The organism is Streptomyces kryoterrae (assembly GCF_054072135.1).
In genome coordinates, this window is record NZ_CM133358.1 from 7389914 (window position 1) to 7414634 (window position 24721).

General features: G+C 69.8%; 14 protein-coding genes and 2 pseudogenes. 7 read left to right on the top strand and 9 right to left on the bottom strand.

Going from position 1 to position 24721, the window contains the following annotated elements; all coding sequences use genetic code 11:
• Positions 1-272: 272 nt before the first annotated feature.
• The 3 genes from ACW4TU_RS32815 to ACW4TU_RS32825 all read left to right on the top strand — a co-directional run bounded on the left by ACW4TU_RS32815 (position 273) and on the right by ACW4TU_RS32825 (position 4017).
• Entirely contained in the window at positions 273-695 is a 423-nt protein-coding gene (locus ACW4TU_RS32815) for a transposase (RefSeq protein ID WP_457419103.1), read from the top strand.
• A gap of 479 nt (positions 696-1174) precedes the next feature.
• A complete protein-coding gene (locus ACW4TU_RS32820) occupies positions 1175-2269 on the top strand; it encodes a glycoside hydrolase family 19 protein (RefSeq protein ID WP_457419105.1) in 1095 nt (364 codons plus the stop codon).
• A gap of 335 nt (positions 2270-2604) precedes the next feature.
• Complete coding sequence (locus tag ACW4TU_RS32825) at positions 2605-4017, top strand: RICIN domain-containing protein (protein WP_457419107.1); 1413 nt, start codon at positions 2605-2607, stop codon at positions 4015-4017.
• Positions 4018-4272: 255 nt separating this feature from the next.
• Here ACW4TU_RS32825 and ACW4TU_RS32830 read toward each other — a convergent pair whose 3' ends face one another.
• The 4 genes and pseudogenes from ACW4TU_RS32830 to ACW4TU_RS32845 all read right to left on the bottom strand — a co-directional run.
• Positions 4273-4842, bottom strand: coding sequence for a Fic/DOC family protein (locus ACW4TU_RS32830; RefSeq protein ID WP_457419109.1), 570 nt, complete (start codon positions 4840-4842; stop codon positions 4273-4275).
• Positions 4839-5189, bottom strand: a complete 351-nt coding sequence (locus ACW4TU_RS32835; RefSeq protein WP_457419111.1) for an antitoxin VbhA family protein — start codon at positions 5187-5189, stop codon at positions 4839-4841. Before ACW4TU_RS32835 ends, ACW4TU_RS32830 begins: the two co-directional genes overlap by 4 nt.
• 648 nt (positions 5190-5837) lie before the next feature.
• Positions 5838-6518, bottom strand: a complete 681-nt coding sequence (locus ACW4TU_RS32840) for a hypothetical protein (RefSeq protein ID WP_457419113.1) — start codon at positions 6516-6518, stop codon at positions 5838-5840.
• Between the two features lie 26 nt (positions 6519-6544).
• A pseudogene (locus ACW4TU_RS32845) lies at positions 6545-8712 on the bottom strand (polymorphic toxin-type HINT domain-containing protein); the annotation flags it as partial.
• Between ACW4TU_RS32845 and ACW4TU_RS32850 the strand changes: the two are divergent.
• Together ACW4TU_RS32850 and ACW4TU_RS32855 are read left to right on the top strand one after the other, a co-directional pair.
• A complete protein-coding gene (locus ACW4TU_RS32850; RefSeq protein ID WP_457419115.1) occupies positions 8664-9368 on the top strand; it encodes a hypothetical protein in 705 nt (234 codons plus the stop codon). The pseudogene ACW4TU_RS32845 and the gene ACW4TU_RS32850 overlap by 49 nt on opposite strands.
• 33 nt (positions 9369-9401) lie before the next feature.
• On the top strand, positions 9402-9884 hold the full coding sequence (locus ACW4TU_RS32855) for a hypothetical protein (protein ID WP_457419117.1): 483 nt from the start codon (positions 9402-9404) through the stop codon (positions 9882-9884).
• Between the two features lie 167 nt (positions 9885-10051).
• Here the strand turns inward: ACW4TU_RS32855 and ACW4TU_RS32860 are convergent, their stop codons facing one another.
• Both ACW4TU_RS32860 and ACW4TU_RS32865 read right to left on the bottom strand, forming a co-directional pair.
• Positions 10052-13942 (bottom strand): carboxypeptidase regulatory-like domain-containing protein, encoded by a 3891-nt coding sequence (locus tag ACW4TU_RS32860; RefSeq protein WP_457419119.1) that lies wholly within the window; start codon positions 13940-13942, stop codon positions 10052-10054.
• Between the two features lie 135 nt (positions 13943-14077).
• Complete coding sequence (locus ACW4TU_RS32865) at positions 14078-17860, bottom strand: S8 family serine peptidase (protein ID WP_457419121.1); 3783 nt, start codon at positions 17858-17860, stop codon at positions 14078-14080.
• Between the two features lie 268 nt (positions 17861-18128).
• Here ACW4TU_RS32865 and ACW4TU_RS32870 point away from each other — a divergent pair, with 268 nt between their 5' ends.
• Positions 18129-19196: a helix-turn-helix transcriptional regulator gene (locus ACW4TU_RS32870; RefSeq protein WP_457419123.1), complete on the top strand. Its 1068-nt coding sequence runs from the start codon at positions 18129-18131 to the stop codon at positions 19194-19196.
• 235 nt (positions 19197-19431) lie between these two features.
• Complete coding sequence (locus tag ACW4TU_RS32875) at positions 19432-21123, top strand: serine/threonine-protein kinase (protein WP_457419125.1); 1692 nt, start codon at positions 19432-19434, stop codon at positions 21121-21123.
• Positions 21124-21204: 81 nt separating this feature from the next.
• Here the strand turns inward: ACW4TU_RS32875 and ACW4TU_RS32880 are convergent.
• The 3 genes and pseudogenes from ACW4TU_RS32880 to ACW4TU_RS32890 form a co-directional block, all read right to left on the bottom strand.
• Positions 21205-21788: pseudogene (locus ACW4TU_RS32880) on the bottom strand (class IV adenylate cyclase).
• Positions 21789-21956: 168 nt separating this feature from the next.
• Positions 21957-23063, bottom strand: coding sequence for an HNH endonuclease (locus ACW4TU_RS32885; protein ID WP_457419127.1), 1107 nt, complete (start codon positions 23061-23063; stop codon positions 21957-21959).
• A 5-nt stretch (positions 23064-23068) separates the two neighbouring features.
• The gene (locus ACW4TU_RS32890) at positions 23069-24697 is read right to left on the bottom strand and encodes an AAA family ATPase (protein ID WP_457419129.1); all 1629 of its coding nucleotides are present in this window, start codon (positions 24695-24697) and stop codon (positions 23069-23071) included.
• Between the last annotated feature and the right edge of the window lie 24 nt (positions 24698-24721).

Below are 24721 nucleotides of genomic sequence, written 5' to 3' on the forward strand. Positions count from 1 at the left end.
CGCGAGATTCCCGCGGAGTGCGATATTCCGGTTCCGTCCCAGTCCGGGTGTCGAGGTCCCGGTGTTGACGTCGCGGATGGCGCGGGCCGACAGCCCCTCCGGTACGACGGTGATGTGGGTGCGTGGCCGTCTCGATGGCCTGTGGCGGGACGAGGATTTTGCCGACTGGTACCCGCGCGACCGGGGCCCGGGACTCTCGCCCGGCAGTTGGCCACAGTGAGCGTGCTGCAGAGTTCCCGCTGGACCTTTCCGAACGCGATGCCGCCGAGGCCGTGCGCTGCCGCATCGACTTCAAGTACGCGCTCGGCTTCGATCTCGGCGACCCCGGATTCCAGCACATCGTGCTCAGCGACTTCCGCGACCGCCTGCTGCAGGGCGGCAGGCCAGACCGCCTCCTCGATCTCGTCCTGGCCCGCTGGAAGAAAGCCCGCCTGGTCCGCGAGCGCGCCACCCAACGCACCGACTCCACCCATGTCCTGGCCGTCGTCCGCGATCTGCCCCGCCTCGAACCTGTCACGGAGGCCGTGCGCGCGGGCGCCGGCCCTGCCCGGTCCGGGACAAATGCACCACCTCCCGCGACACCGCTCGCACCGCAGGCTTTTCCCCCGCGAACTCTTCGAACTCCCGTTACCCGCCCGAGCCGACCAGTGGGACCCGGCCTGGCACAAGCGCTACGCGGTCCGGTCCGGCATTGAGGGCGCCGTCTGAGAGTTCGCCCACGGCCACGGCATACGTCGCTGCCGATACTGCGGGCAGACCAAGGCCCACCCGCAGCACGTACTCACCGCCATCGCCGTCGCCACCGCCATCGCCGTCGACACCGAACGCCTCAGCCGACAGCCTCCCGGCGAAGGCGCCCCTCCACTGACCATCAGTTCGGCGCGAGGAACGTCCTACACGTGGCGCGCGAGACCCGGCGAGCGGACGTCAACGGTCCGTGGAGCGAACGTCAACAAGCTATAGACACCCTGGCAGTTGTCTTGGTCAGGCGGCGGTTCGCGCCGTCTCACCCGGAGTGGCACGGACTCACGCCAGGGAACACCGGCACCTACGGGGAAGATCCCCCGTTTCTCACACATTCGCGGCCTTGAGCCGACCAAGGAGTGGTATTCGCATGCCCACATCCCTCATCCATCAGCTACCGGAAAGACGCGCTTCTTCTGGCACCTCCACGGTGCTTACAGCTCTCACGGTGCTCACCGCGCTGATCGTCGCTCTGTTCGTGGCCGCTCCGACCACTTCGGCGGCCGACGGACGGATCACCGGGCTGGCCGGCAAGTGTGTCGACGTCGCCGGGGCGAGCAATGCCAACGGAACCGCCGTCCAGATCTACGACTGCAACGGGACCAACGCCCAGATCTGGTCCAACCCGGGCGACGGCACCCTCCGCTCCCTCGGCAAGTGCCTCGACGTCGTCGATCACAGCACGGCCGACGGCGCGTCCGTCCAACTGTGGGAGTGCTCGGGCGGCGCCAACCAGCAGTGGGTGGTCACCGCGGCACGCGACATAGTCAACCCCGCGGCCGACAAGTGCCTGGACGTCCGCGGGAACGACCCCGCCAACGCCACCCGGCTGCAGATCTGGACCTGCACCGGCAACCCCAACCAGAAGTGGACGGCGCCCGCGAGCGGGGGCGGTACGACCCCTTCCGGCTTCGTGGTCAGCGAGGCCCAGTTCAACCAGATGTTCCCGAACCGGAACAGCTTCTACACGTACAGCGGGCTGGTGCAGGCGCTGAGCTCCTACCCGGGGTTCGCGAAGACCGGCAGTGACACGGTCAGGAAGCAGGAGGCCGCCGCCTTCCTCGCCAACGTCAATCACGAGACCGGCGGCCTGGTTTATGTGGTGGAGCAGAACACCGCCAACTACCCGCACTACTGCGACCTCAGCCAGTCGTACGGCTGCCCGGCCGGTCAGTCCGCCTACTACGGGCGCGGTCCCATCCAGCTCAGCTGGAACTTCAACTACAAGGCGGCGGGCGACGCGCTCGGGATCGACCTGCTCCACAACCCCCGGCTGGTCGAGACCGACGCCGCCGTGGCCTGGCGCACCGGTCTGTGGTTCTGGAACACGTCGACCGGCGCCGGCACGATGACCCCGCACAACGCGATGGTGAACCAGGCGGGCTTCGGCCAGACCATCCGTGCCATCAACGGCTCTCTCGAGTGCGATGGGAAGAACCCCGGGCAGGTGCAGAGCAGGGTGAGCGCGTACCAGAAGTTCACCGCGATCCTCGGGGTCGTCCCGGGCGGCAATCTCTACTGCTGAACCCCACCCATGCGTCGCCGGAGCGGCCGGGATCGCACGGCACCCGAGCCCCGCACTGGGCGGACCACTCAGCGTTCTCGTGACTGTGCGGTGCCCAGGGGCACCGCACAGTCACCACTTCGATCTTGTCCAGGAACAGGAAAACTCTCATGAATTCGATGCAGAAGCGCTTCGCGTTCGCGACAGCGTTTGGATTCCTGATGCTCTCAGGGGCGTCAACGAGTGCCGTCGCGGCAGCCGCCGCGCCGCACTCGACTCAGACTTCGACTCAAGCTTCGGCTCCGCAGACTTTCGCGCACCCAGGGGTCAACATCACCTCGACGCAACTGGAGTTCGTGCGGACCAAGGTCCAGCAGGGTGCCGCTCCCTGGAAGGCCGCCTACGACGACATGGTCGGCGATCCGCTGGCCTCGCTCTCGCGGGTGCCGGCGCCCCGGCCTGTCGTCAACTGCGGCCAGAGCAGCAATCCGAACAACGGCTGCACCGACGAACGGCAGGACGCCATCGCCGCGTACACCGACGCGCTGGCGTGGGCCATTAGTGGTGACGAACGGTATGCCCAGAAGTCGATCCAGATCATGGACGCCTGGTCGGCCACGATCACGAGCCACACGGGCGCCAACACGGGCATCCAGACGGCGTGGTCGGCCGCCTCGTGGGTCAAGGCAGCCGAACTCATCAAGTACCAGTACCAGAACTGGCCGAACGCGGGTCGCTTCGCGAACATGCTGAGGTCGGTCTACCTGCCCGTCGTGGTGAACGGCGACGACAGGACCAGCAACTGGGACCTCACCGAGGCCGAGGCCTCGATCGGGATCGCCGTCTTCACCAACGACGGAGTCACCTTCGACAAGGCCGTCAGCCAGTACCTGGCACGCGTTCCCGCCTTCGTCTACCTCGCATCCGACGGGCCGACGCCGCACCCGAGCCCGGACGGCGGCTTCAACTGGGAGACGGCGACCCGGTACATCACCGGGATGACGCAGGAGACCTGCCGGGACTTCGTACACACCGGCTACAGCATCGCCTCGATGTCCCACATCGCCGAAACGGCACTCATGCAGGGCACGGATCTGTATCCGCAGGTGGGAGAGCGACTCCGGCAGGCTCTCGGCTGGCAGGCCACCCAGGAACTCCGCGCGGCTCCGGAACCGGCGAACCTGTGCGGCAAAGGGCCGCTCGAGCGCGGTCTCGGCCCGGTCACCGAGACCGGGTTCAACGCCCTGCACACGAGGCAGGGAATCGCCATGGCCAACACCCAGGCCCTGACCGAAGGCAGCCGCCCCGCCGGCACGAACTACCTGTTCGTGGCCTGGGAGACGCTGACCAACGCGAACAACCCGGTGATGCCCAACACGCAGCTGCCCACCGGACCGATCACCGGCCTCGGAGGCAAGTGCGTGGACATCGCCGCAGCCAACAGCACCAACAGCACCGCCGTCCAGATGTACGACTGCAACGGCACCGCCGCCCAGCAGTGGACCGTGGGCGGCGACGGTACCCTCCGAGCGCTCGGCAAGTGCATGGACGTCACCGCCGCCGGCACGGCGGACGGTACCAAGGTGCAGTTGTATGACTGCAAGGGCACCGCCGCCCAGGTCTGGCAGCGCGGCAACGGGGACACCCTGGTCAACCCGGCCTCGGGCAAGTGCCTGGACGTCACCGAGATGTCCACCGCCAACAACGCCCGGCTGCAGATCTGGTCCTGCACCGGCACCACCAATCAGCAGTTCCACCTGCCGGTCTGACCCCGGGTTTCACGGCGTCAGGACGTCGGGACCCGTCCAGCACCCTCCTGTGCCTAAGCCTCGCCGGATGCTCCCCTGTGTGAACGGCCGCAGGGCATGCACCAGCGCCTGACCGCCAGGGGGCAGCTGATGGCGGAACTGGACGGGGGTGGGGGATGACGGTGCGTACAGCCCGACTGGTCTGCCGCCACCGGCGGCTTCGCCTCCGAAGGGCGCGCTCGTCGGCACGTTCGTCGCGACTCGGCGGGCAGGGAGTCAGCTCGTGGCGACCAGCTCGTCGAGCAGCTGCTCCAACAGGCTGTTGTCGCCGAGGAAGCTCTTCACCGAGGCGTCCTCGTTGCGCTGCGGGTCTGTGCCCGACCAGTTCAGGGCGTATCCCGCGTCGGCGCTGAGTTGGGTCAGGAACGCCCGTTGGGCACGGCCGTTGCCCTCGCGGAACGGGTGGAGGACGTTCATGTCGCCGTACAGCTCGGCCAGTCGGACGACGAATTCCTGCCGGGGGAGACTCCGCAGATGACCGGAGGAGACAAGACGGCCGAAGACCTCTCCGGCGTAGGGCACCAGGTTCCTCGCAGGGCAGAAGGGGGTGCGCTTGGCGATGTTCACGGTGCGTAACTCGCCTGCCCACGGATAGACGTCACCGAAGATCGCGGCATGGAACGCTTGGAGATGGCCGAGGTCGTACGCGCCGGGTAGGGGGCGTTCGGCGAGCATGACGAGGCGTGCCCGGGTGATGTCCGCCTCCGCTGCCGCGAGCTGCTGTTGGTCGGTGATGCCGAGCGTGTTGCGCAGCACGCCGTTGGGCATGGCGTACGGATCGTTCACCCGGCCTGCCGCTCCGAAGTCTGTCGGTGGCGGGCGATCGCGCGGGCGACCAGGGTGTCCACGTCGAGGTCGCCCTTCACGTACGCCTCGGTGTCGCGGTCGGAGGCCTTGGAGGCCTGGAGCCCCTCGGCCTCGATGGAACCGGTGGCCGAGGCGACGGCCGCACGTCGTGCCGCTCGGCCGCTCAGCGCCTCGAAGGCCTCGACGGACAGGAGGACGCCCTGGGGCTTGCGGTGGGCGCCGATCAGGACCGGGTCGGCATCCGCGCCGGACTCCGACAGGTCAGCCAGGATTCGCGACAGTCCCGCGCGCGCGTCGCTGACGGTCACGACCTCAGGGATCTCCATGCTGTCACCGTACCCATATAGAGGCTTGATTCTGTACAGATTCTAGTACGGATTCCGGTGAGTGTCCCGTCCCGGGCGGGTTCGCCGTCCTGGAAGCGGAGCTGGACAACGGGCCGGTGGCGCCACAGGGGGGCGGGCGGGCGCGAACCGAGCCGAGACCGCGAGGTTCTCGCCGATGTCGGCGGGATTGAACCGGCCCACCGGCATATCGCGCCGGTTGAGTTCGGTGATCCCCATGTCGGCGGTGATGTCGTCCGCCTCGGTGGTCACCAGAACCGGCCTCTCCGAGAACGACAAAGCCCTCGTCCGGACCGCTCCGGCGCGGGCGCCTCCTTACGTAGCCATCAAGGTAGCCACGGAAACGCCCTCCCTGCACGTTTGTGCAGGTCATAGCGTTGAAGTGATTCTCCCCGGCGTACAGCCCGACTCGTCTGCCCCCAGGGCCCTCGACCAGCTAAATAGCAGGTCAGAGGCCGTTTTCGTAGGTTGAACGGCTATGCCGCAAGGCCCCGCCGAACGTCTCCTTGGGTTCTGGGTGTCGCCCGACCGCCACCGGCGACGCGGGAAGCCCTGCCGAAAGTGATACGGCAGGGCTTCCCCTTCATCCTTCGGGACCGGCCCGTCGGGTCGTGCGTTCAGGAGCAGGTCTCAGACCCAGCGGGCCGGGAGTTCGGGGAACCCCCGGCCGATCGTCGAGAACTTGGCGTACGGATCGGATTCGACGAATCCGGACCGGGCCGGCAGCTCGGGGTCCGCCACCACGACATGAACCCGTGGCGGGCGGCCGGAGGTGCCGGTCAGATACGGCTCCTCCAGGACGGCCGCGTCGTCGAAGCGCACCCATCGGGTGATGCTCCCGCCTGTCACCGGGTGGTGTCTCCCTCGGGAGATGACCTCCACGGCATCGGAGAACCGGAGTCCGGCACTCTCCATGGCCGTCCGTCCCCGCATCGTCGACCAGAGCGTCACCGTCTCCACGAATTCCGCGAAGTCGGCGAACATGTCCAGATATTCGCCGTTCCACGAGACTCCGACCCTCCCGTCGCGACGCAGGACGATCGCGCAGGGGGCGTACTGGTTCTCCGCGATGCGGATGAACTCGTCCCCATCAGGGGACGACGTCCAGCCACTTCGGGAGACCGAGAGCCGGGTCCACCCGTAGTAGTTCCCTCCGTAGCAGGGAAGGGTGCTTCCCTCCCAGTGCTCCATGAGCAGCTCGACCAGGTCTTCCGCCTCTGACGGGAATTCGATCGGGTCGACCTCAGGAAGCCCACGAGGGGCACGTACTTCCTCGTTCAGGAATCGGACGGACTCGGCTGTCAGTCTCACCGGGACGCTCCTTTCAGGGTGACGGATCAGTGGCCGACGTTCAGCAGGTAGGTGAAGAGATCCCTGCAGTTGGGGCACATCTCCCGAGGCACGCCATGACGGTCCCACCCATAGCCCTGGGACCCGCCTCGGACGTCAACGGACTGCGTCCTGGCTCCTCCGATCGGCAGACCACGACTCTCAAGATCGCACAGTGCGCCGATCTCCCCGCACCCGCCGTGGTGGCCGGTCAGCTGAACCGCCGTCCGCACATTCGGGGTGAGGTCGTCGAGCGACCTGTTCATGCTGATGCCGAGACCGCTGTGCTGCCCGTCGGCCGTGAACACTTCCGAAGCGACGTTGGTCGTACCGGCACTTTCGTCGGCCCGGTCGAGCAGGGCGTCGGACGGCTCGCCTGCGATCTCGCAGACGTGCGGATCACTGCCACCGTCGTTGTGAACCAGGACGGGCGTTGCACCAGCGAGCGCGTAGTACGTGTGGACGTCGGAGACGGTCAGGTTGTGAACCGTGGCGTTCCGAGTGGTCCAGCGTTGGATCGAGGCGATCTGGACGTAGGTGCCCGTGCTGGCTCGCAGCCACTCACCGGTCTCGAGATCGGCGGCCTTGATCCACTTGCCGAGTTCCTCGACCCAGAAGGGGTGGCCGTCGGTCGCGGTGACCTCAGCCGTCTTCGAGCCGGCCTTGCCGTCGACATCGATCGTGACCTTGACCAGGTGCTTGAGACCCTTGCCCGTGATCTCCGCGGAGACCGTCTCGATCCGGGTTTCCCCGGTCTTCGGGTCGGTGGCGACGACCTTGTCGCCGACCTTCACCTTCTCGATTGCCTTGGTGGAGCCGTCGGCCATCAGCACCTTCGTGCCGGGCACGAAGCTGTTGCAGCCGCCCCCGGAACCGCCCCCGGAGCCTCCGCCCTCGGCCTTGCCGGAGCCGCCTCCGCCGCTGGTGCCGCCCTTGCTGCGGGAGGAGCCGTCGGCCTTGCCCGGTCCGCCACCACCGCCCTTGCCGGAGCCGCCTCCGCCGCCCTTTCCGGAGTGGGAGGAAGCCTTCGGAGCCGCCTTGGCCTGCGCCTGCTTCTGTGCCGCGTTACCCGTCTTCCGCTTCGCGGCGGCCGCCGCATCGGCTCTTCTCCTGGCGGCTTCGGCCGCCTTCTTCTTGGCCCTTTGCGCGGCCTCCCTCTTCGCCTTCTCGATGGCCGCCTTCTTGGCCCGCAGTGCGGCGGCCTCGGCGGCCTTGGCCGCCTTGAGGACGGCCTCCGCGGCCCTCTTGGCGGCCTTGAAGGCCTGGATGGCGTCGATGGTGCGGTTGATCGCCTTCAGGACCGACGGGATCTTGCCCAGCTTCGTCCACGGAATGGCGTCCAGGATGATGCTGCCGCACGACCACATGTCACCGCCGAAGCAGGCCATCGCGTCGTTGATGCCGATGAAGTCCTTTAGCGTCTCCCAGGCGATCGCCAGGATCACCGAGGTCAGAGACTTGCCCATCATGGACTGTGCCTGCGCGACCTGCGCCGCGGACAGACCCGCGCCGACGAGGGCAGCCGCCTTCTCCGAGGCGCTCAGGCTGATCGCCAGACCGGTCGGGTCGGAGTACGTCACCGGGTTGTTCTCGCGTAGGCGTACCCGTTGGCCTGCAACGGGTCGTTCACATCGAGCACCGGGTCGACGGACAGGAAGCGTCCGACCACCGGGTCGTACAAACGGGCGCCGAGCGGCTGGTAGCCGGAGGCGTCGTCCCTGGTCTTGCCGAGGAATCCCTTGTGGTTCTGCAGGTTGGCGCCGGCCGTGCCCCGCTCGTTGCCGAACGGATCCTGCTTGCGGATGCGCACCGACATGCCGCCGTTGAGGGCGACCTCCGTGTACGCGCTGCCCTGGTGGTCCGAGGTCTGGGCAACCAGGGTCTCCGAGCCGGTGCCGGAGGCATAGCGCATGACCGCGCCGCCGGGGGCGACGTAGGTGCGCTGGGTGCTGACGAGAACACCGCCCTGCTGGACGGTGACCTCGGCCTCGCCCAGGTGCAGCGTGGCCTGCTTGCCCTTGATGGTGAGCAGACGCTCACCGCCGGGACCGTAGATGTGACGGGTGTCGTTCTGCGGCAGCCACTGCTGAGCCGTGGAAGAGGCGTCGCAGGTCGCGAGCACGATCGGTGTGCTGTTCGCGGTGGCCCCGCCCTGGGCCGCCAGGCACAGGTTGGAGTCCAAACGACGGCGCCACCTGGGCGAAGGCGAGCTTCGGCCAGACCGGCCCGATCACCTTCTCGTCGCCGGGTGCGAAGAAGTTCACGTGGGCCTGGGGCGGCGTCGCCCCGATCACGGTCAACGCCGACGCCGACGGCAACGCCACCGTCCCCGACCTGGCACCGCCGAACGCCGGCCCCAACACCCTCCAGGTCTACGCCTACGACAGCCTCGGCAACCCGAGCGCGCGCACGGACCACACGACATACGTCCCGCCGAAGGAGAACGCCGACGCCCCCGGCGACACAGGCGGCGACGGCATCCCCGACCTGCTCGTCATCGACGCGGGCGGCGTCCTGCGGACATACGCGGGCCAGCCGGAGGGCGAACTGTACGGCTCACTGATCTCGTCGTACGCCAGGGCCGCCGGCAAGACGACCCTCAACCCGCCCGGCCACTGGTACGACGCCGCCTCGACGCTCGGCAACAAGGCCGCGCTGATAGCCCACTACCAGGACGCCTACCCGGGCGACGGCACCACGGACCTGTTCGCCCGCACCCCGGACGGCGGCTTCTGGCTCTACCCGGGCGACGGCTACGGCTCCTTCGACGTCGCCCAGCGGATGAAGATCCGCCTCCCGTCGAACGCCCCCGCCCCGTCCACCTGGACCTAGCTGAAGGCCCTCGGCGACATCACCGGCGACGAGTTGCCCGACCTGGTCCTGCGCACCGCCGCAGGCTTCTGGGTGCTCTCCGGCTACACCGGCGGCAGCATCCAGACGGCGACGATGATGAACCCCGACGCCTGGTCCCGCCGCGACATCGTCAACCTCGCAGACATGAACAAGGACGGCGTGGCCGACCTGCTCTGGCGCAACCTCGACAACGGCAACCTGTACCTCCGGCGGGGGAAGCCGGGTGCGGTGACGGGCAACGTCGACCTCAACTCCCTGATGCTGGGCTCGAACGCCGTCAACGGCGACGAGTCCTTCGGTACCACCTGGACGGAGGCCAACGTCAGCGCGGCGATCGGGATCCCGGACATCAACGAGGACGGGATCCCGGACATCTGGGGCCGGTTCGCGTCGGACGGTCATATGTCCGTCTGGCACCCGGCGACCAACTGGGCCAACTCGCCGGTGAAGACGGTTATCGGGTCCGGGTGGAACGACAAGCTGGCGTTCGGGTGAGGTGATCGGCCTTCGGGAGTCAGGGTGAGCCTCCGGCGCCACCGTACGGTGGCGCCGGAGGCTCGGTGACGAAGACCGGTCTGCCGGAGGGAACCGACGGGACTGCCTGGCAGACGGGGAGCCGGGGCCGGCACGGACGTCGTGTGCCGGCCCCGGCTCCCGCCCGGTCAGGACCGTGGTCGGACCGCGGTGACCTTCATCGTGACCGGCACCGGTGGAACGGTGTAAGGCGTGTCGTGGACAAGACCGAGTGCGGCCGTGTAGCGGCCAGGAGTCCGGGTCTCGGGCAGCCTCGCGTCGAGCGTGAGCCGCAGGGTGACGGCGGAGTGCGCCGGGACGGTGAGCGTGGTGGCCTCCTCGCTCAGCCAGGTGATGTCGTCGGCCTCCGTCTGTCCGTAGCCGGGCAGGAGTTCGGTGGTGGTGACGGCGTTGCCGTTGCCCCAGCCGGTGCTGCCGCCGATCTTGTACAGGCCGGCCGCCGCGGCGCCGCGGTAGGTGGGGGTGGAGTTGTCCGGGAGCCGCTGCCAGGCGTCGGCGCCCGGGTCGTAGGCCCAGGTGGCCGCGGTGATGTCCGCCGTGGCCTGGGTGGCGACGGAGCCGCCGGTCAGCAGCAGTCGGCCGTTGGCGGTGGTGTAGGCCGCGCCATACACGCTGGTGGGCAGCGAGGCGACCGGTGACCAGGTGTCGTCGGCCGGGTCGTAGGAGTAGACGTCGTCGACGACGCCCGTGCCGGGGGAGGTCCCGCCGGCGCACACGACGTGACCGTCCAGTCCGCCGCAGGCGGGATAGGCGATCGGCAGCGGGTACGGTGCCAGGCTCCGCCAGCTGTCGGTCGCCGGGTCGTAGGCCTGGACGGCCGTGACGCCACAACTGGCGCCGCAGCCACCGACCATGTACAGCCGGCCGCCGAGGACGGCGCTGCCGGCCACGGAGTACGCCTCGGGAGCGGCGGCACCGGCGGACCAGGTGTCGGTCGCCGGGTCGTAGACGGCGACCGGGGTGACGGCCAGGCCGGCTTCGTCCTTGCCGCCGGCGACGTACCACCTCCCGTCGACGAAGCCGTGGACGGGACCACGCCGTGCTTCCGGGGCGTCGGCGCGCCGGACCCAGGCGGCGGTGTCGTCCGTCGTGTCGTAGGCCCAGAGGCCCTTCTCGACGACGTCGTCGCCCTCCATTCCGAATCCGGTGTACACCGTTCCCCGGTAGGTGTCCGCCGCGTTGTCGATGACTCCGTAGGCGATGCCGGGAGCGTGCTGCCACTCTCCTGTCTGCGGCGGTGTCGGGGACGCGTCGGCGGACTCCTGGATCCGGACGGTGGCGGCGGCGCCGCCGGTGTTGCGGACGGTGACCGTGGCGCGGGACACGGTGTCCTGCCGTACCGAGGCGGCGACGGCGGACGGGGTGACGGTGACCCGGCCGGCCGGCAGCGCGAGGCCCGTGGTCCGGACGCCGTCGCGTACGACGCTCGCGGTCAAGGTGCGGTTCGCGTAAAGGGACTTGGCCGCCGTCAGCTTCACGGTGCCGGGGCGCCCGTGGTCACCGGTCGGCGCGAACAGCCAGTACAGGCCGTTCGCGGTCGCCGGGTCGGTGGGCGTCGCGACGGACACGGCCGGCGAGGTACCCGTGGTGCCGCCGGTGACCTCGGCGCCGTTGACCGGCTCCTTGGTGTTGGCGTCCCGGGTGTGGCCGACGACCAGTCCGCCCGGGACCGTGTCGTAGGTGCGGTCGCCGACGAAGACGTCGTCCACGGCCCACCACCAGCCGTAGCCGCCGGTGAAGTGGAAACGCAGCTGGACCGCGGAGCGGCCCGCGTAGCCGGACAGGGGGATCTCGACGTGGGCCGGGCCGTCCACCGAGTCCGTGGTGTGCTGCCAGACGGTGGTCCAGGTGGTGCCGTGGTCGGTGCTGACGTCGACGGTCGCGCTCTGCCCGTCGTAGCCCCGGTAGGTGGTGTCGAACGCGACCTGGGGGGCGCTGCGGTCGGTGAAGTCGTAGACGGGGCTGATGAGTTGGCTGTCCTGGGAGACGCCGCTGCCGTAGTGGTCGCTGTCCACGACGGCGAACGCGCCCTTGCCGCCGGTGGTGTTGCCGCGCGCCCCGGGGTCGTCGAACGCCCAGCCGCCCGTGGACGAGCCGGCGTCGGCCACCCGCCAGCCGTCCGGTGCCGCTGTGGTCTCGGTGAACGGCTCGGTCGGGCCCGAACGGTGCACCTCGTAGCCGGGGGCGAGCGCCGCTTCCTCGTTCACGGGTATGGCGACGTCGGCCTTCACCGCGCGCCCCGCGACCCTCACTTCCCGGGTCGCCGCCCGGTATCCCTGGTAGGCCGCCGTGATGTGCAGCGGGTAGGTGTGACCGGTGGGCAGGGACACCGAGTACCGGCCGGTGGCGGGATCGGTCCACACCGGGTCCAGGGGCGTGCCGTCCACCGTGATCGCCGCGTAGAGCGGCCAGCCGTGTCCCGATCCGTCGGTGACGGTTCCGGAGACGGTCCGGCTGGGCACCGGAGTGACGGTCAGGTCGCGGGCGAGGTCTGAGCCGTCGTCGACGCGGACTTCGCCGGGTGTGGCGGTGGCGTAGCCGTATGCGTCGACGGTCAGGTCGTACGTTCCTGTGGGCAGCGTCAGGGCGTAGTGGCCCTGGGCGTCGGTGCTGGTGCGGTGGTCGTCGCCGGCGGAGACCGCGGCGCCCGGCACCGGTTCGCCGGTGCGGGCGTCGGTGACCGTGCCGGTGATCCGGCCGTGCGGGCCCATGCGGAAGGCGGTGAGCCCGTTCGGCGTGCCGAGCCCGGTGGGGCCGTCGTACCCGGTGGTCGCGGTGCACAGGTAGACGGGATCGCAGGTGCCGTTGGAGCCGTCCGTGACGTCGTTGAGCGCTTCGTCGGCCGCGGAGTAGGGGTAGGTGTTGGGCTCGGTGTCCTCGGCGGCCCGACCGGCGGCGGCGTAGACGCCCGCGACGAGGGGCGCCGAGGCGCTGGTGCCGCCGTAGACGCCCCAGCCCGCCGAGCCGTAGCTGTCGTACACGGCCACACCGGTGTCCGGGTCCGCCACGGCCGACACGTCGGCCACGGTGCGCTGGTCGCAGCCCGAGTTGTGCTGGAACGCCGGCTTGGGCAGGTAGCGGGAGCAGCCCGAACCGGTGCCGTAGCCGTCGTGCGACCACACCGACTCCGACCAGCCGCGTGCCGTGCCGGTGTCCCGGCGCAGACTGGTGCCGCCGACCGCGGTGACGTGAGGTGAGGCGGCCGGGAAGGACACGCCGGCGTCGTTGTCGCCGGACGAGGCGACGATCGCGACCCCCGGGTGGTCGTAGTAGGCGTCCCAGGCGGTCTCGGCCGGGTCCTCGTCGAAGAGGTCGTAGCGGGTGCCGTAGGAGTTGGAGACGACGTCGGCGCCCAGGGTGACGGCCTGCTGCACGGCCGCGCCGAGGTTCTCGATGGTGGCGTCGTCCGCCTCCACCAGCAACAGGCGGGCGTTCGGGGCGGCGGCCGACACCATGTCGAGGTCGAGCGCGGCCTCGCCGGCCCAGCCTGCCTCGGGCTCCGGATAGCCGGTACCGCCGCGCTGGTCGGCCTTGGTGAAGCAGCCGTCCGCGCTCGTGCAGGCCGGAAGGCCGAACTGGGCGCGGTAGACGGCCAGGTCCGCTTCCGCGGTGGGGGCGTCCTGGGCGACGACCACGGCGACGGTCAGGCCCTCCCCGCCGTCGTCGGGCAACGTGTAGGCGGCCCGCAGGTCGGCCGGGCCGAAGCCGGGGGGCGCCTGGGCGGCCACGGCGCCGGACCGCTTCGCGGGCGGGCCGGTGCGCCGGATGGCGAAGCAGGTGGCCTCTCCGGGCGAGGGCGTGCCGCACAGCGACTCGGTGCCGTCGGCCTTCGGCGAGGAGGCAGAGACGGAGGAGGCAGGGACGGAGGAGGCCGAAACGGGGAGCGCTGTTCGATCACCGGCGGAGGCGTCCGCCGCACCGGACATGGCCACGATCGCGGCGCTCAGGGCGACCGCCGCGATCCGATTCCCGAGGCGCGGGCCGCTCGGGCCGAAACGTCCGAGGGGTGGTATGTGCACCGACATTCTTCTCTCTCTTTCACGAGCACCCCTGTGCGAGATCGTCGGCCAGGGGTACGTCGGAGGGGTGGACGCGGACGGGTGCCGCCCGGCGGTCGTGCGGGGACCGCCGGGCGGCTTCGCATCACGTCGAGGTCATCCGGCGATTCCCGCGGCGCGTACGACGGTCTGCGTCACGGTGTTGCCGCGGCTGTCACCGGCCTGGACGCGCAGCGTGAGGTACCGCGCCGGGGCGGGCGCGTGCAGACCCAGGCTGACCTTGCCGTTGCCCCTGCCGCTGAGGCGTGCCGTCGTCCAGGTGGCGCCGTCGTCGTAGGACACCTCGACCTTGCGGGTGTTGAGCGCCGCGTTGGAGCCGCCCGGCAGATGCAGCGGAGTGACGAGCAGGGAGGCGTCGGCGGCCGCCTTCCCTTCGTCGGACGTCGGCAGGGTGTAGTCCACCTGGACGAGCGGGAGTTGCTCGCTGGCGTCGTCGTTCCTGGGCGCCGCGGAGGTGAACGTCCACTCGGTGCGCGTGGCGGTCGAGTAGGGGAAGGCGGCCGTGGCGGTACGGGTCGCCGTGTGCACCAGACGGTAGGTGCCCCTCTTCGCCGGCACGGTCGCGCTCACCCCGGCGCCGCCCTCGCCGACCAGGGTGTCGCCCCGGTACAGCGAGGTCTCCTGGGTGGTGTCGGAGCTGCCGAAGGCGGCGTAGTTGGCGTGGCCGCCGCCGGAGTCGCCCCAGGACGGGATGATGACGTCCACCTGGTCACCCGTACGCACGGGCGGCTGGATGCTGTCGTTGATGCGGGGCCGCACCACGGGTCCGAACCACTCCACGTCCGTGGTGCTGCCCGCCGGATAGGTGACGGCTCCGGACGCGCTGTAGGACAGGGACTGAAGCTCGCCCTCCTCGGTCCACGAGAACGTGCTGTCGGTGCTGACGTAGTCGGTGCGGTGCGCGCCGGCCGTGCTCAGCCGGTTGGTGCCGACCTGGTACGTGGTCCAGGGATGGACGTCGTAGCGGTTCTCGTACACCTCACGGCCGGTGGGGTTGCGGAAGGAGGTCTCGACCCGGGCCAGTTGCCCGGTCGTGGGCGCGTAGACGGTGTTGGCGGGGACGCGGCCCTTCCAGGTGCGGACCAGGTCGTACAGGTAGTCCGTGTCGGGGCGGGAGACGGCCCGAAGCGGCACGCTGCCGGTCGTGCTCGCGTCCACGCGCGCCATGAGCCTGTCGCCGTTCGTGCGGGACAGGCCCACCACCTCGATGGAGGACCTGATGATGGGCTCGCGCAGTCGACCGTCGAGGTCGTTGACGAACAGCAGCAGCTTCACGCCCGCGGCCTGCGCGGCCCTGATCTGGTCGTCCGCCGTGTCCTCGTCGTCGGAGTCCCAGCGCACCACGGCGGCCTTGCCGGCGGCGTCGATGCCCTTGTAGTCCTCCTTGAGACCGTCGCCCGGGTGGATCACGTCGAGGGTGTAGTCGTCCTCGGGCAGCTTCGTCGAGCCGGGCATGATCCACAGATCGTCGAACTCCTGCCCGCCGGCGGTCACCGACAGCAGCGGCTCCTGGTTGCGCCAGCGGGCGGTGAGGTACTGCTCGCCGTCACTGGGCGCGCGCGTGGGCGCCGTCCAGATGCTGTCGTAGCCGTCGCCGATCAGCGAGGTGTCGGCGACCGAGGAGCCGCCCTTGAACTCGCGGTAGTAGTCCAGGTGCCGGGAGAAGGTCTCGGTCTTCTTCGGCGTGACGGTCCTGACCTCATTGAGCTTCGTGCCGTCCAGTACGAGGTCGGTGGCGCCGGTCACCCGCACCTGCGGGATGACCATGCGGGCGTATCCGGCCGAGGCGGCGCCGTGCGTGCCCTCCACCCGGAAGTCGGCGTAGACGGTGTAGAGGCCCGGCGGCAGCAGTTCGTCGGACTGACCGCCGTTGTAGAGGTAGGTGCCCGCGTACTCGTCGCCCTTGCGATAGAAGGTGAGGACGCCGTCCGTGGCCTCGCCGGAGCGGCCGGTGACCTTGGTACGGACGTGGAACAGCTGCTGGCGGGTGCTGACGCCGAGCAGGGTGCGGGTCAGCGTGGTGCCCTCGGCGGACGCCGTCAGCCGTCCGGTCCAGCGCTGGAGGTCGCCCGCCTTGTCCAGGTCGGTGGTGACCGTGGCGGTCGCGGTGCCGTGCGCGGGGACCTCGACGCGGCCGGGGGAGACGGTGAAGACGCCGTCGGGAACGCCGGGGGCGTCCACAGCGAGGTCCACGGTGACGGCACGGTCGCCGGTGTTGGTCCAGGTCGCGGTGGAGTGGACCGGGCCCTTGTCCGTGCCGGGCGAGTGGATGCCGGCGTCGATCTTGCCGGTGGCGGTGAGTGTCGCCGTGGCCGCCGTGGCGGCGTCCGCCCGGCCGTTGCCGCCGTCGTCCGCGCTGATGCCGGGGGTGGGCTTGGCGGTGCTGACCAGGGCGTCCTTGATGCGGCTGCCGGTCCAGTCGGGGTGCGCGGCGGCGACCAGCGCGGCCACGCCCGCCACGTGCGGGGTCGCCATGGACGTACCGCTGGCGCTCATGTAGTAGCCGGAGCCGTTGCCGGCGTACTGCGACCGGGCGGCCAGGATGCCGACGCCGGGGGCGGTGATCTCGGGCTTGAGGGCGTCGTCGCCGTAGCGGGGGCCGCGGCTGGAGAAGTCGGCGATGGCGTCGGAGGAGTCGACCGCGCCGACGGTCAGGGCCGCGTCGGCGGTGCCGGGCGACCGGACCGTCTGGGCGCCGGGACCGTCGTTGCCGGCGGCGATGGTGAACAGGGCGCCGGTCTCGGCGCTCAGCTCGTTCACGGCCCGGGCGAGCACGGTCTCGCCGTCGGCGTTCTCGCCGCTGCCCAGGCTCATGCTGATGACCCGGGCGTGGACGTCGCGGGCGGCCCACTCCATGCCCGCCAGGATCCAGGAGTCGTAGCCGTAGCCCTCGTTGGAGAGGACCTTGCCGACGTGCAGGTCGACGCCGGGTGCGACGCCCTTCTCCTTGCCGTCGGAGGCGGCGCCGCTGCCGGCGATGGTGGAGGCGACGTGCGTACCGTGGCCGTGGCGGTCGGTGACGTCCTGACCGGGGACGAAGCTGGCGCTGTCCTCGACCGCGTCCTTCAGGTCGGGGTGGCCCGGGTCGTAGCCGGTGTCGAGGACGGCCACGTCGACGCCGTCGCCGGTGTTGCCGCCCGCCCAGACCTCGGGGGCGCCGATCTGGGCGACCGAGTCGCTGAGGGTGGCCTCGGCCTTGCCGTCGAGCCAGACCTTTGCGACGCCGCCGTGGAAGGCGGCGTCGGCGTCCGGCGCCTTCGCGGAGTTGGATCCGACTCCGGACTCGGATCCGGACTCGGTGCCGGTGAGCGCGCTCCACAGGTCGTCGGTGTGCTCGCGGTCCGCGGCGAGGGCCACCCCGTTGACGCTGGTGAGGGGGCGTACGTCCGTGACGTCGCCCGGCATGCCGACGGCACGCCCCCGCAAGGTGGAGGCGGACGCCTCCTTGCCGCCGTACGTGACGATGAGGGGCAGGTGCCCCAGCGCCGCGTCGTCGTAGCCGTCGGCCACGAGACGGGAGACGTTGAAGAGCTGGTCGTCCAGGGCGCCGGACGCCAGGTAGACGCGGGCGGAGTCGGGATAGACGTAGGTGTCGCCGCCCACGGTCAGCACACGGGCGCCGGTGGGCTCGCCGTCGGGACCCTGAACGGTGAGCGTGCCGGGGCGGTCGCCCACTCCGGGGCCCACGGTCACCTTGTCGCCGGTGATGAGGGTGACGACAGGTGAGGCAACGTTGTCAGCGGTGCGGGTGGTGCCGACCGGGCTGTTGGCCGGCGAGGTGTCTGCGGAGGAGGCCACGTGCGGGGTCGCCGCGATGACCAGGAGGGCGGCCGGGACCACGAACAGGCGGCGCCGTCTTCCGGACGGGTGGTGTGTCAAAGGATTCCCTCGACTTGACTCGACTTGACTCGACTTGAATGGGCGTACTGGCGGATGAACGCGCAGGGCCAGTCGCGCCGTCGGGACTGGTGGGAGCGTTCCCACCTTGACGGTGCCGCGTCACGTGCGACAAGATCCGGCCGTCGCGGATTCGCGCAACTGCCCACATGCGCTTGTGTCCCGCGGATGGCGGCGCAGAGATACGGCAGCGACACGGCAGAGACACGTTCGACACCGATGCGCACTACAGGCAGGAGTGTCAGGCCGCATGGACGTGACGTCGGACAACCCCTGGGCCGGCACCGGCCTGGACGCGCTCAGCGGCCGGGTCCTGGAGTACCTGGTGGGTCACGCCGCCGCCGGTTCCCGCACCGTGGCGGCCGCGGTCGGTGCGCCGCTCGAAGAGGTCGAGACGGCACTGCGGTCTCTGGAAGACGCCCTCCTGGTCATCCCCATCGCCGGCCGGCCCCGGCGATGGAAGGCCGGCCCGCCACGTTCTTCCCTGGGCTCCCTGTTGGCCCGCAGGCGCGCCGAACTGGCCCAGGCCGAGCGGTACATGGAGCAGCTTCACGAGATCTACGACCTGGCGGCCCGCCCGCAGGCTCCGTACCTGGTGGAGGTCCTGGACGACAACGAGGAGGTCGCCGCACGCTATGCGCATCTCCTCAAGGGCAGCACCCAGGAAGTACTGCACCTGGCCAAGCCGCCCTATGTGACCGGGCCCGCGGATGACTCCGGTCACGGGGACGCCGCACAGCCGGAGTTCCGCGAGGGATTACGGCTGCGGTCGGTCTACGACACCGAGGGCTTCACGGACACGGTGTCACTGGAGACGGCGCTGCGGGGCAGCGCCGGCGGCGGCGAGTTCCGGCTCAGCTCCCGACTCCCCGTCAAACTGGTCCTGTTCGACCGGACCGCCGCTCTCTTGCCCCTGCACGACGACCGCCCCTCGGCAGGATCCCTCGAGGTCCGCTCGCCCGCCCTCATCGACGCACTCGCCGCGCTGTTCGAGGCCATCTGGAAGCAGGCGCTGCCGGTGTCGCTGGAGAGTCGGGCGGACTGGCCCGCCCCCCGCCAGACCCGGGAGACGACGCGGATCGACGAACGAACCCAGGCGATCCTCGACCTCATGGCGACCGGGATGAAGGACGACGCCATCGCCCGGGTACTCGACATCAGCCGCCGCACCGTGCAGAAGCACGTGAGCGAGGCAGGCGCCGCACTGGGCGCCAGAACACGCTTCCAGATCGCCCTCCGGGCAGCCGAACGAGGCTGGCTGGGACTGGAAGCACCGAACCCACAGAACCCACCGACCCCATCGAACTCGAACGAGTAAGGGCGGGAACCGGAGGACGACCACTGTCCGCCTCGACACCACAAAGGGGCTTGGCTCGCTCCCGGGGTGGGGTGACGCCACGCGGTTCGGCGCGACAACACCGAGCAGTCGGCACAGCATGGAAAGAGGCGGGATCCTCGACCGCATGACGGCGGAAGTGAGGAGCTATGACGATGCGTACACCTTCCGCACGGTGCCCACACCTGCCCGATCACGGCTCGGGCTCCGGAACATCATGAGCGGCCCCGAAGAACGGCTGCTGGCCGGCCGGTATCTCCTCGTCGAGCAGCTCGGTCACGGCGGGATGGGCACCGTGTGGCGAGCCCAGGACCAGGTGCTCAGCCGTGAGGTGGCGGTGAAGGAGCTGACGGTCAGCGGCCTGCCGCGCGAAGAACTCACGGTGCTGCACGCCCGTATGGAGCAGGAGGCGCGGGCCGCGGCGCGGGTCAAGCACCCGGGGGTCGTCACCGTGTTCGACGTGCTGGAAGAGGACGGCCGACCGTGGATCGTGATGGAGCTGATCGACGGCCAGTCACTCGCCGACGTCATCGCCACGGAGGGCACACTGCTCCCACGAGACGCGGCCCGACTCGGAGCGCAGTTGCTGGCGGCACTGGACCGGGCCCACCAGCTCGGGGTTCTCCACCGGGACGTCAAACCCGCGAACGTGCTGCTTGAGCGCGGCGGCCGGGTGGTGCTCACCGATTTCGGCATCGCCGTCATGGGCGGCTCCACCGGCCTGACCCGCACCGGCGACGTCGTCGGTTCGCCCGACTACCTCGCCCCCGAGCGCGCCACGGGCCACCGCCCGGGCCCGGAGTCCGACCTGTGGTCACTCGGCGTGACGCTGTACGCCGCCGTGGAGGGCCAGTCCCCGTTCCGCCGCACTACGACCATGAGCACCCTGCAGGCGGTGGTCGCCGAGGAGCTTCCGGAACCCCGACACGCGGGCCCACTCGCCCCCGTCATCGAAGCGCTGCTCCGCAAGGACCCGAACGAGCGGGCAACGGCCGAGCAGGCCCAGCGAATGCTGGCCGATGTGGCGGCCGGGCTACCGGTGAGCGCACCCGCGCCGGGGGCAGCGGAGCACCCGCCCACGCAACTGGCGTCGCCGACCCCCAGCACCGGCAAGGAGCTCTTCGCCAGGGAACCGACCCGGACGACACCGCCCACACCGGTGCCGGCATACGGCTCGGCCAACCCGTCCGGGCCTGCCGCGACGCCCTACGACGAGCACCGCGCGCCTACTCCGCCGACGGTACGGGCAGCCTCCGCCGACGCCCATCCGGACGGCGCGGGCGGAGGCCGGCCCGGGCGCCGCAGGTCGCTGCTGATCGCCGGGGCGGCACTGGCGGTGGCACTGGTGGGCGGCGGCGCCGCAGCGGTGGTGATGACCAGCCACTCGGGAGACACCCCGCAGTCCGCAGTCGCTACGTCGTCCCAACCTGCTACGTCGTCCACACCCGCTGCCTCGTCCGCACCCGCTACCTCGCAGAGCACGGTCACTTCGCGGGCCACGGTCACCCGGACGGCCACACAAATCCCGCCCTCCACCAAGGCCGAGGAGCCCCCGGCACCGGCACAACCCACCCCCACGCCCACCCTCACACCGACGTCAGCCCCTCCGACCACGGCCGCCGTCGCGCCTGCCCAACAGGTCGTCGAGAAGTACTTCGCCGCCATCAACGCCGGGGACTACGCACGCGCTTGGGACCTCGGGGCGAAGAACCTGGGCGGAACCTACGACTCCTTCGTCAAGGGCCTCTCCGACACCGTCTCGGATACGGTCACGGTCGACTCCGTCTCGGGGGACACCGTGACGATGCAGCTCGACGCGCTGCAGACGGACGGGACGCATCAGCTGTTCGTCGGCACGTACACGGTTCGGGATGGCGCGATCGTCTCGGCTGATGTCGAAGAGCAGTGACGCTCTGCTCTGTGCCGGAGGCCCTTTCTGATGTTTCGCAGGCTTGCCGCGACAGGCGGCGGAAAGTCCCTCGGAAGCCTCTCAGACAGCGCCGAAGGCCTCTGAGCCGTCGGGCTTGTCGGCGTCGGCGAAGAGAAGAGTGGCTTCGGCCAGGATGTCGCGACCGGCTTCGCTCTTGTAGATCTCGTCGACGCTGCCGAAGCGCGCAGCGGTGTGGTCGAGGTCGAGCAGGACGGCCGCTTGACGGACCGACGCTTCGTCAGGGCCTTCGATCTCGACGAAGGTGGGCAGGTCCGGCCAGGTGTCGAAGTCGAAGGCGACCTCGCCCAGATGCCATTCCTCACGGTAGTTCTCCTGGTAGCGGACCTCTCGCAGCCCGAGGCCACGCAGAATGCCGGCCATGGCGTCCAGGTCGGAGACCTCGGTCTCGATCTCGGTGGTGCCGTCGATGCTCGTGGCGTCGGTGACGTGCTTGAGGGTGAGCGTGGAGCGGGTGCCCTCGTCATGCAGCCGGATCCACTGGCCGGCGTCGAGGGCGTCGTTCTCGAAGATCCTCCGGGTGAGACGGGTACGGGGAAGGTCTGCGTGGCGCCCAGGCCGGTGAGCTTGGCTTGGAGCGCGTCGACGTAGATGTTGAGGAACTTGGCCTCGTGCTCGTGCTTCATGGTCTCTATTTTCCTGCGGCTCGATGGTTACTTCGGCGGATGGGAAGCGAGGAACAGCCAGGCGCTATCTGGGGACCGGGCAGTTTTAGGTGCATAGCGACTCGGTGAACTTCTGGGTATCTCGAGAGAGCGTCGGTTGAAGGAGGGGTAGGGGCGCAGGGTTAGGCGTTAGCGCGTGTGCGCGGCCCGGAACTCGGCGAGCGACTGCTCCACTCCGCCTGTGGTCAGTCGCCAGAAGTCCCATCCGTTGACGTCGTCGCTGCCCGTGGCCTTGCGGGCGGCGGAGGTCGGTGTGCTCCATGCCCGGCCCCACACCTCGATCTGGCCCTCACGCTTCAAGAGCCCCCGGCGCACTTTGTTCTTGTGTCGGCCAGTCAGTGGAATGCCCGCCGCGAGTTCATCTGGGTCCAGGTACTTGAGCAGGTCGAGCAGGTCCACCTTCGACCGGGCAGGGGCGGTGACCGGCTGGACGGAAGGTGCCGCTGAAGGCCGGGAGGCGTCGGCCGCCGACGGTGCACAGGCACGCTGTAGCGCGAGAGCGGTCGAGGCCGCTGTGCTCCATCGCGACTTGGGGCCGACACTCTTCGCTATCAGCATTTCGATAGCGGGCAGGCCCGCTATGTCGGCTAGTGTCCGGACCCCTCGCATCACCTCCTGTCGTTGTTCGATGAGCTCACTGGAATTGAGCGCCAGGATCCGGATGGTCTCCTCCGCGCGGCACAGTTCGCTCAGTTCCTCGGCATCCGAATACGCGGCGCTGCTGCGCCGGGCGAAACCCTGGATGTCGAAGCCGATCAAGTCGCAGTCGCCGGGCGTGGCCGGGTCCAGGAGCACGGGGTGCTCGAGTCCGAGATCGTCTTGAGGCCGACGGGCACGCGTACCGGCCAGGAGCGGGAACCGGCTGCTCTTGGCGCGGCCCTCCGGCATGCCGTTGAACCTGGCTCCGCCGCTGTTGCAGTACTTGCACGCGATGCGGTAGTTCGAGAGGTCGTAGGCGAGCCACCAGTAACCGGGGTGGGCTTCACCGGAGACCTCGGACTTGGGCCGGAAGTGGTCGACGTGCACGTCTGCGCGCAGGATGGGGGACTCGCAGTACCAGCACTTCCTGCCGACGAGCCCGAGCAGGGGCTCGCGTACGGCGTCATCGGTCCAGTGCGGCGTGAACTCGTGCTCCTCGTCGCGGGACATCGCGGCCCGTATCGCGCTGAGGGTGGCCGCGGTTTTGTCGGTCCACTCCTGCGGGGCGCTGAGGCCGCTCATGTCGATGTGTCTCATGGGCGTCAGAGCACCGTCGAGAAGCGCTCGTCGAAGAGCTGGGCGACGAGGGCCTCCAACTGCTCGGGGGACGGCGGGTCGACGCTGCCGGCCACCTCGACGAGGGCACGGCGTCTGCGATGCAACTCTGCGAGGAAGGCGGACACCAGGGGATCACGGTTAGCAGTGGAAAACCCGAGCGCATCGAGTTTCGCCGTGACGTCTCGTAGCTCCGCCCTCTTGGCGGGATCGTCCGCCGCGGCGGGGAGTAGCTCGTACTGCTGGTCGATCAGGCCCTGGGTGTACTCGTCCAACTGGCTCCGCAACCCGAAGAGGTCGGTCGTCAGCAAGCCGCCGGCGCCCTGCCCGCGTGGGTTGGTGCTGGGCGTCACCGCGGTAGTCCGGCCGTCAGTATCAGTGCCGATGAGCCGAATTTGACGGCGGGTCATATTTGCAACGAGGAGAGGCTCGTGGGTCGCCGCGATGAACTGGGAGTCGGGGTGGGCTCCCAGGACGGTGCGCACGGAGTTGTACCAGCGTCGGCTCCACTCGGGGTGGAAGTGCGCGTCGGGTTCGTCGAGCAGGAAGAGCGACTCCTGGGCCCGCTGCAGCCTGAGCAGTCCCAGAATGGTGAGAAGCTGCTGCTCTCCCGAACTCAGGTCGTCAAGACCCAGCGTCACCTCGTTCGTCGAACGCAGCCGGACGTCGAGGGCGAGGTATCCGGCGTCGAGCAGAGTCGCGAGCAGCGCGAACATCGACAGGTCGCTGTCGAAGAGATTGCGGAAGGCCTTGATGTCCTCGGAGTTGCCGAGCACGAAGCCGAACCCGTCGGCAGGGCTTCCGGCCCCATCTGGATCGGCGTCGGGCACCGGTCCGAAGCGACCGGACTCGGCCGCCGCCGCGAAGAGCGTGCGCGCCGGCCCGCCCAGGCCCCAGTACGGCAGCTCGGACCAGGTCTCCCGTGCAGCACGAGGCGCCCTGATGCGAAGGACTGCAGAGGCCACGCCCTGGAGGTGGGAGTGCTCGCGCAGATAGGTGCCGAAGGCGTCGGACCAGTGAGCGGTCTGGGAGAGGAGGAGCAGGGGCAGATGGGCAGGAGTGCAGAGGAAGGCGGGGGCGTAGAGACGGCAGCTGATCGGTAGGGTGAGTTGCTCCGGCCAGGGATCGTGTGGAGCGCGGCCGGCCCGCCACTCCTCCAGCCCTCCCCGCCATTCCCGCCGCCAGTCCCCGAGTTGCCGCGTGGCCAGGCTCCTGTGCCGGTCGAACTCCGAGGTCCAGAGTGCGCGCGGATGCGCCTGATAGCCGAAGACATGATCGGGGAGATGACGCGGCCAGTCGCCCTGGCGCACCGTCGTCGGCGTCCGCCCGGCCTCCAACAGCGTCAGCTCGGGCGATGCCTCGGGGGAGGCCTGCTGGACGCGGACTGCCCTGCCACGCAGCACGTAACTCACCTCGAAGGCGAAGGCCGCGCGTCGGCCGGGCCGATGGAGGACACCGAATATCTCGGCGAGGGCGTGCAGGATCCGTGACTTGCCGCCACCGTTGGGTCCGATCAGCGTGGCGATGGCATGGCCGCCGTCTACCGCGTCCGAGAGGTCCAGATGGAAATCGCGCAGACCTCGGTAGGAGGAGAGCTTCAGTTCCAGCAGCTGCACGACATTCCCCCGGTCACAAGAGTC

Bases quoted from the DNA above. Each gene is read 5' to 3' on its own strand.
- ACW4TU_RS32835 (WP_457419111.1), bottom strand. From the start codon at position 5,189: ATGGAGATCCCTGAGGTCGTGACCGTCAGCGACGCGCGCGCGGGACTG.
- ACW4TU_RS32870 (WP_457419123.1), top strand. From the start codon at position 18,129: ATGGACGTGACGTCGGACAACCCCTGGGCCGGCACCGGCCTGGACGCG.
- ACW4TU_RS32875 (WP_457419125.1), top strand. From the start codon at position 19,432: ATGAGCGGCCCCGAAGAACGGCTGCTGGCCGGCCGGTATCTCCTCGTC.
- ACW4TU_RS32885 (WP_457419127.1), bottom strand. From the start codon at position 23,063: ATGAGACACATCGACATGAGCGGCCTCAGCGCCCCGCAGGAGTGGACC.